General features: G+C 66.4%; 7 protein-coding genes. 6 read left to right on the top strand and 1 reads right to left on the bottom strand.

Features of this window, described 5'->3' with window-relative positions:
• The 6 genes from odhB to CVUC_RS20030 form a co-directional block, all read left to right on the top strand.
• Positions 1–947 (top strand): 2-oxoglutarate dehydrogenase complex dihydrolipoyllysine-residue succinyltransferase (gene odhB, locus CVUC_RS11890; RefSeq protein ID WP_101685823.1); only part of this gene is annotated, 947 nt, incomplete at its 5' end.
• Positions 948–1,024: 77 nt separating this feature from the next.
• Positions 1,025–1,372, top strand: a complete 348-nt coding sequence (locus CVUC_RS11885) for a DUF3088 family protein (protein ID WP_096032306.1) — start codon at positions 1,025–1,027, stop codon at positions 1,370–1,372.
• A gap of 46 nt (positions 1,373–1,418) precedes the next feature.
• Positions 1,419–1,691, top strand: coding sequence for an antitoxin (locus tag CVUC_RS11880; protein WP_096032307.1), 273 nt, complete (start codon positions 1,419–1,421; stop codon positions 1,689–1,691).
• The gene (locus tag CVUC_RS11875; RefSeq protein ID WP_125469911.1) at positions 1,688–2,095 is read left to right on the top strand and encodes a type II toxin-antitoxin system VapC family toxin; all 408 of its coding nucleotides are present in this window, start codon (positions 1,688–1,690) and stop codon (positions 2,093–2,095) included. The genes CVUC_RS11880 and CVUC_RS11875 overlap by 4 nt, the downstream gene beginning before the upstream one ends.
• Positions 2,096–2,434: 339 nt before the next feature.
• Positions 2,435–3,835, top strand: a complete 1,401-nt coding sequence (lpdA, locus tag CVUC_RS11870) for a dihydrolipoyl dehydrogenase (protein ID WP_096032308.1) — start codon at positions 2,435–2,437, stop codon at positions 3,833–3,835.
• An 89-nt stretch (positions 3,836–3,924) separates the two neighbouring features.
• On the top strand, positions 3,925–4,104 hold the full coding sequence (locus CVUC_RS20030) for a hypothetical protein (RefSeq protein ID WP_205685762.1): 180 nt from the start codon (positions 3,925–3,927) through the stop codon (positions 4,102–4,104).
• A gap of 129 nt (positions 4,105–4,233) precedes the next feature.
• On the opposite strand, the gene CVUC_RS11865 is transcribed toward CVUC_RS20030, so the two are convergent.
• The gene (locus tag CVUC_RS11865; protein ID WP_096032309.1) at positions 4,234–6,237 is read right to left on the bottom strand and encodes a methyl-accepting chemotaxis protein; all 2,004 of its coding nucleotides are present in this window, start codon (positions 6,235–6,237) and stop codon (positions 4,234–4,236) included.
• Positions 6,238–6,367: the final 130 nt, after the last annotated feature.

The following is a 6,367-nucleotide window of genomic DNA, read 5'->3' as shown; positions in this document are numbered from 1 at the left end:
CGCCCAAGGCTGAAGCGCCCAAGCCGGCTCCGGCTGCCCCGGCCCCGGCCCCGGCCGCGGCTCCCGCCGCCGCCCCGGTCAGCCCGGCCCCGGCCCGCATCGCCGCCGAGAGCGGCCTTGACCTCTCCAAGGTCGCCGGCACCGGCAAGGACGGCCGCGTGACCAAGGGCGACGCCCTGGCGGCTCTGGAAGCCCGCGCCTCGGCCCCGGCCCCGGCCGCCGCTGCGGCCGCGCCGCGCGCCCTGCACGAGCGCGAAGAGCGTGTGAAGATGACGCGCCTGCGTCAGACGATCGCCCGTCGCCTGAAGGAAGCCCAGAACAGCGCCGCCATGCTGACGACCTTCAACGAGGTCGACATGAGCGCGGTGATGGCCCTGCGCGCCCAGTACAAGGACGTGTTCGAAAAGCAGCACGGCGTGAAGCTGGGCTTCATGTCGTTCTTCGTGAAGGCCGTCGTCGCGGCCCTGAAGGCGATCCCGGACGTCAACGCCGAGATCGACGGTCAGGACGTCATCTACAAGAACCACTACGACATCGGCGTCGCCGTTGGCACCGACAAGGGCCTGGTGGTTCCGGTCGTCCGTGACGCCGACGCCCTGAACCTGGCCGGTATCGAAAAGACCATCGGCGACCTCGGCAAGCGGGCCCGCAACGGCCAGCTGGCCATCGAGGACATGCAGGGCGGCACCTTCACGATCACCAACGGCGGCATCTACGGCTCGCTGATGTCGACCCCGATCCTGAACGCGCCGCAGTCGGGGATCCTGGGCATGCACGCCATCAAGGAACGCCCGATGGTCATCAACGGCAAGATCGAGATCCGCCCGATGATGTACCTGGCTCTGTCCTACGATCACCGCATCGTCGACGGCGCCGGCGCCGTGACCTTCCTGGTGAAGGTCAAGGAAGCCATCGAAGACCCGCAGCGCCTGCTGCTGGAGCTCTAAGCTCCACCGAAGCCTTCTTTGCATTCGCGGCCCCGGCGTCCTACGTCGGGGCCGTTCGCATTTTCGGGACCTACGCCATGGCCAAGGACACGCTTTATCTGCTCAAGCCGCATTTCGAGAAGGACGGCGCCCAGCGTTTCTGTCCCGACTGCGCGATGATGGAGGGGTATCTGGCGACCTATCCGGCCCTGCGCGAGGCGCTGGAGATCGTCTATGTCGACTACGCCCGTCCGCGCGCGGTGCTGGTCGAGCGCCTGGGGGAAGCGCACCAGAACGCCCCAACGATTATCCTGGCCCAGGCCGCTCCGGACGCGGGTCCGCACGGCGAGATCCACTTCGCGAACGATCTGTCATTCCTGACTGACGCCCGCCCGATCGCGCGCTATCTGGCGAGCAAGCACGGCTTGGCGGCGCCCCTTTCCTAGTCAAGCGCCATGATGTATCTATACAATGTAGATATAAGGCTCCGCCATGGGAAAGCTCGATACTCCGCCGGCTCGAGCCAAGCTCTTCATGCACGGCGGCAGTCAGGCGGTTCGCCTGCCAAAGGCCTTCCGTTTCGAGGGGGCGGAGGTCATGGTCACGCGTGAAGGCGACAAGGTTATCCTTGAGCCCGTCGGACCAAAGCCCGCGCGCACGGCTGAAGATCTGGCCGCCATGTGGGCGCGCATCGACGCCTTAGGGGGCGCTGACTTTCCTGATCGCGAACAGCCCGGCATGCAGGAGCGGGACTTCGGCGAGTGACGCTGGCGCTCGACACTAACGTTATTATCGATCTCATTCGCGGCCGCCGACCGGGTGTCCGTGCGCGCTACGATGCGGCGATCCTCGGGGGGCGGCCGCTGGTGACGTCCTTGATCGCTTACTACGAGCTTCAATTCGGAGCTTTTGCCAGCCGCGACCGCGAGCGGCAATGGACCGCCACGAAAGCGGTTCTGGAAGAGATTCTAGTTGAACCCTTGGACCAGAGCGATGTGATCACCGCCGCCTCTATCCGAGATGAGTTGCGCAGAACAGGGACCCCTATTGGCCCATATGATCTGCTCATTGCGGGGCAGGCCCGCAATCGCGGTTGGACGCTCGCCACCTCGAATATCAAGGAGTTCCGCCGCGTGGGGGCGCTCGAACTGGAAGACTGGTCAGCCTAACGGCCCGTCCGCACTATCGCGTCCCCGAGCGTGGCGTCGTCGTCGTCGCCCGAATACAGCACCGTCCGGGTGTCGCCTTCCCGGGCGCTGGGCACCACGACCGGACCGCTCCAGGCCGTCTCATGTCAAGCTTGTCGCGCTACCCAGGGTGGGGCGCTCCGCCGCTCGGCGCCGCGCCGCGTTCTCCTTGATTTTCAAGGGCGCGGTCGACGAAAGGTGGTTCCGTTTTTAACACTCTGGTTCTAAGGAACACGCGCCTCCAAAGGTCTGACAGAACGGCCGGCGAGGCCCATATCTTGTCCGGCGCCGCTTATGGCGCGTCCTGAAGGCGATAGACCCATGGCTCAGTACGACGTCGTCATCATCGGTGGCGGTCCTGGTGGCTACAACGCGGCGATCCGCGCCGGCCAGCTGGGCCTGAAGGTCGCGATCGTCGAAGGCCGCGGCAAGCTGGGCGGCACCTGCCTGAACGTCGGCTGCATGCCGTCCAAGGCCCTGCTGCACGCCTCGGAGCTGTACGCCGCCGCGACGGGTCCCGAATTCGCCAAGCTGGGCATCGAGGTGAAGCCCAAGCTGAACCTCTCCCAGATGATGGCCCAGAAGGCCGAGAGCGTCGAAGCCCTGACCAAGGGCGTCGAGTTCCTGATGAAGAAGAACAAGGTCGAATACGTGAAGGGCTGGGGCCGGATCGACGGCGTCGGCAAGGTGGTCGTGAAAGCCGAGGACGGTTCGGAAACCACCCTCGAGACCAAGAACATCGTGATCGCCACCGGCTCGGAGCCCACCCCGCTGCCGGGCGTGAGCGTCGACAACAAGCGCATCATCGACTCCACCGGCGCCCTGTCGCTGCCCGAAGTGCCCAAGCGCCTGGTGGTCGTCGGCGCCGGCGTGATCGGCCTGGAGCTGGGTTCGGTCTGGAAGCGCCTGGGCGCCGAGGTCACCGTCGTCGAGTATCTGGACCGCATCCTGCCGGGCACCGACACTGAAGTGGCCAACGCCTTCCAGAAGATCCTGGTCAAGCAGGGCTTCAAGTTCCAGCTGGGCGCCAAGGTCACGGGCGCTGAAGCCGGCGCCAAGGGCGTGAAGCTGAGCTTCGAGCCGGTCGCCGGGGGCGAGGCCCAGACGATCGAGGCCGACTACGTGCTGGTCGCCATCGGCCGTCGCCCGTACACCCAAGGCCTGGGCCTGGAGACGGTCGGCGTCACGCCCGACAAGCGCGGCATGATCGCCAACGATCACTTCAAGACCGGCGTCGCCGGCGTCTGGGTGATCGGTGACGTCACCTCGGGTCCGATGCTGGCCCACAAGGCCGAGGACGAGGGCGTGGCCTGCATCGAGATGATCGCGGGCAAGGCCGGCCACGTGAACTACGGCATCATTCCGGGCGTGGTTTACACCAGCCCCGAGGTGGCCACGGTCGGCAAGACCGAGGACGAACTCAAGGCCGAGGGCGTCGCCTACAAGGTCGGCAAGTTCCCGTTCCTGGCCAACAGCCGCGCCAAGATCAACCACGAGACCGACGGCTTCGTGAAGATCCTGGCCGACGCCAAGACCGACCGCATTCTGGGCGCCCACATGGTCGGCCCGAACGTCGGCGACATGATCGCCGAGTACTGCGTGGCCATGGAGTTCGGCGGCGCTTCGGAAGACGTGGCCCGCACCTGCCACCCGCACCCGACCCGCTCGGAAGCCCTGCGCCAGGCGGCCATGGGCGTCGAAGGCTGGACGATGCAGGCGTAGGCGAAGGCGTCGTCGCTCCGGCGTCGGAACGACATTCCTTTTGTTCTTGGGAACGGCGGAGTTCGCGATGCGAGCTCCGCCGTTCTCGTTTGGATCCCTGGGCGGCGGTGGCGCGTCCACAGAAAAAGCTGATCACATTGGATGTGCATGCGTCGTGGCGGCCGCCCTCGCCCTTCGACAAGCTCAGGGTGAGGACGACTGTTGGCCTCGGTTCGCACAAAATCCTCATCCTGAGCTTGTCGAAGGACGAGGATTTCCAATCCGCGTGAGCGCCCACGCTCAACGCGAATACAGCCAAGAAAAAGGCCCCGCCTCCTGAGGAAGCGGGGCCAGTCTGTTTTTCGAGGGGAGGAACCCCGCCAGAGGGGGGCGGCGGGGCTTACGCTTACTAAACCGGTTTAGAACTCTTCCCAGTCGTCGCTGGACGACGCGCCGACGGCCTTGGCCAGCTTGGCCTGAGCGGCGGCGACCGGATTGGCGCCCGGACGGCTCGCCGCGCTGGCGAGCGTCGGGCCGGGCGAAACATGGACGGGCGCCGAGGGGCGGTGCGCCGCCGGCGGCGGGGCGGCGGAGCGGCTGGCGCGCTTGGAGCCGCCGGTGGCCGCAGCAGACGCCGAGCCCTGGACCCGGAACCGCGAGATCATCTGCATCAGATTGCCGGCCTCGCTCTTGAGCGCGTGGGAGGCGGCGGTCGACTGCTCGACCATGGCGGCGTTCTGCTGGACGGTCTGGTCCATCTGGTTGACGGCGGCGTTGACCTCGTTGAGGCCGGTGGCCTGCTCCTGGCCCGAGGCGGCGATCTCGCTGACCAGGGCGTCGATCTCGCCCACCTTCGCCACGATGGTTTGTAGAGCCTCGCCGGTCTGGCCGACCATCGCGACGCCTTGATTGACCTGCTGCGACGAGGTCGAGATCAGGGTCTTGATCTCCTTGGCCGCATCGGCCGAACGTTGGGCGAGGGCCCGCACTTCCTGGGCGACGACCGCAAAGCCGCGGCCGGCTTCGCCCGCGCGGGCGGCTTCAACGCCGGCGTTCAGCGCCAAAAGGTTGGTCTGGAAGGCGATTTCGTCGATGACGCCGATGATCTGGCTGATCGACTGCGAGGACTTCTCGATCTGGTTCATGGCGTCGACGGCGTTGCGCACCACGACGCTGGAGCGTTCGGCGTCGGAACGGGTCGAGCCGACCACCTTGGAGGCTTCCTGGGCCCCGGCCGACGAACGCCGCACCGTGGCGGTGATCTCATCCAGAGCGGCGGCGGTTTCTTCCAGGCTGGCGGCCTGCTGCTCGCTGCGGCGCGACAGGTCGTCGGCGGCCGAGGCGATTTCATCCGAGCCGGCGCCGATGCTGCTGGCGGCGTGGACGATGGTGCCCATGGCCTCTTCCAGCTGGGCGATGGCGCCGTTGAAGTCGCTCTGCAGGCGCTTGTAAGCCTCGGGGAACTGCTGATCCAGGCGATAGGTCAGGTCGCCGTCTGAGAGGCGGGCGAGACCACCGGCTATGGCCTCCATGACCAAGGCCTGTTCCTTGGCGGCGGCCTCGGCCAGTTCCTGATTGCGACGACGCTCGGCCTCGACCTCGGCATTGGCGCGCTGCTGCGCGGCCTCGGCGGTGCGCAGGGCCACGGCGTTGTCCTTGAACACCTGGACCGAGCGGGCCATGGCGCCGACCTCGTCCTTGCGCTCGGCGCCGCGCACGTCGACGTCGACTGAGCCCTGGGCCAGGAAGTCCATGGTCTTGGCGGTGGCGATCAGCGGCGCGGCGATCTTCCGTGAGCCGATCCACAGTGCGAAGGCCAGGGCGCTGGCGATCGCTAAAAGGCCGAAGACGAGGCTGATGATGCGTCCCTGGCTGACCTCGCGATCGAGCCTGGTTACCAGGGCCTCGGTCTCTGCGGCGTGGCCGGTGGTGTACTTCTCGACGTCGGTCTTGAGGCTGACGATTTCGGGATCGAGCACCGCCATGACCATCATGCCGGCTTCGTCCACGTCCTGCAGGCCAAGATCAGCCCCCTGCCGCGCGCTGGTGTAGATCTTGTCCAGGCGCGCGCCAAAGTCCTTGGTGACCTTTTCGGCGGTCGGATCCACGGTGTTGATGCCGCGCAGCTTGTCCTTGGCGGTCTTGTAAGCGGCGTCCAGTTCAGCGCTGGCTTCCTTGGCTTCCTTGGAGGTCCCCTGGCTCGCAACGACGCGATAGGCCGCATAGCCGATGGTCACAACGCGACGGTTGAACTCGGACGCCTCGAGTTCGGCGGGCGCGCGCTCATTGATGAGCATCGAGCGGATAGCTTCGGCCTTCCGCGACTCGACGAACGAAACGCCTACCAGCGCCAGGCTGACGATGGTCAGCGCGACCGCCGGCAGGGCGACCTTGGTCGAAATTTTCAGGTCGTCGAGCTTCATAGGGGGCCTCGTCAGCGATCAGACGCGGGACGCAGAGGGAAATTTCTCAAGCCCCCACAACGCCCTGATGCGGTAAAATCGCGGTTAATGGCGTTTCGGCGGTCGCCCTTCGCGACAGTGTGTCGCATCG

This window comes from Caulobacter vibrioides, assembly GCF_002858865.1.
Classification (GTDB): domain Bacteria; phylum Pseudomonadota; class Alphaproteobacteria; order Caulobacterales; family Caulobacteraceae; genus Caulobacter; species Caulobacter vibrioides.
The sequence above is the reverse complement of the archived record's forward strand: the minus strand, read 5'-3'. Positions and strand labels throughout refer to the sequence as shown.

Excerpts from the sequence above, each read along its gene's own strand:
- CVUC_RS11885 (WP_096032306.1), top strand. The coding sequence starts at position 1,025 with ATGGCCAAGGACACGCTTTATCTGCTCAAGCCGCATTTCGAGAAGGAC.
- CVUC_RS11880 (WP_096032307.1), top strand. The coding sequence starts at position 1,419 with ATGGGAAAGCTCGATACTCCGCCGGCTCGAGCCAAGCTCTTCATGCAC.
- lpdA (WP_096032308.1), top strand. The coding sequence starts at position 2,435 with ATGGCTCAGTACGACGTCGTCATCATCGGTGGCGGTCCTGGTGGCTAC.
- CVUC_RS11865 (WP_096032309.1), bottom strand. The coding sequence starts at position 6,237 with ATGAAGCTCGACGACCTGAAAATTTCGACCAAGGTCGCCCTGCCGGCG.